This is a genomic window from Oleiphilus sp. HI0132, from assembly GCF_001635845.1.
In genome coordinates this window covers 1-1,110 of record NZ_LWGJ01001630.1, presented here as the reverse complement: position 1 = coordinate 1,110, position 1,110 = coordinate 1, and the positions used below count along the sequence as shown (strand labels likewise).

1 protein-coding gene is annotated in these 1,110 nt (G+C 44.4%); it reads left to right on the top strand.

Features of this window, described 5'->3' with window-relative positions:
* Nucleotides 1-153: 153 nt before the first annotated feature.
* The coding region (locus A3766_RS25135) for a histidine kinase dimerization/phospho-acceptor domain-containing protein (protein ID WP_156509124.1) at nucleotides 154-1,110 on the top strand (957 nt) is incomplete at its 3' end.

The window sequence follows — 1,110 nt, the reverse complement described above, 5'->3', positions numbered from 1 at the left end:
AATTAAGTTGCTGATAATAAAGAAAAAAAATACTTTGGCCTACATAGTGCTTAGATCAGGTTGTTAAAGCTTATTTGAGCTGCGCAGAGCGTTTGGCTGACAAATAAGCGAATAGTATTCCACACTGTTTTGACTGAATGATGTAGGTAAGCCATGGGACAACAAAAACTAGCAACCTGGATAGATGAACCTGCTTTTATTAGCTCGGAGGCAATCAATGCACGTGTTTCGCGCGTTGCGCATGATAGTTCTGGCAGCACTTCAATAGAGGGTAATGCTGCATTCAAATTTCAGGGACAAATTGACTCTACTCAAGATAACGGTGAGCAGAAAGTCGAAGAAGCTTTGTCCTTGTTTGACCACTTGTCTTCGCAATTAACCTCATCATACCGAAACCTTGAGAACAAGGTTAGTCAACTCAAGAGTGATCTTTCACTTGAAGAAAGTCAAAAGCAAGCACAGCGCAAGGAAAAAGAAGACCTAGCTAATCGCTTGTCTACCTTGTTGGAGGTGCTTCCGGCAGGTGTTGTTGTTCTAGATGAAAAAGGTTTAGTCACAGAATGTAATCCTGCGGCAATGGATCTACTTGGCGAACCGCTGAAAGGTTTGGCCTGGGTCGATGTTATTGCGAGAAGTTTTTCGCCAAAGCACGATGATGGACACGAGGTTTCTTTAAAAGATGGCCGAAGAGTGAAAATTGAAACTCGTTCTATGTCATCCGGGCCGGGTCAGCTGGTACTCCTTAGTGATCTGACTGAAACAAGATTGTTGCAGGAGCAAGTAAGCAGGGCCGAACGTTTGAGCTCTTTGGGTAAGATGGTTGCTAGCCTTGCTCATCAGATTCGTACGCCCTTATCTACAGCAATGTTGTATGCGGGCCACCTTTGTCAGCCTGAATTAGATGAATCGATGCGCGTGGACTTGTCGGAAAAAGTAATGTCTCGTTTAACGCATTTGGAACATCAGATTAGGGATATGCTTATCTTCGCGAAAGGAGATGAGCGCTTAGTTGAACGTATGCCGCTAAATGATTTCATACTCGCGCTTAAGCTTGCAGCCGTTCCAGTGATGGATGCCGCAAGTGTTGAGAGCGAGTGGGATATAGAAGCG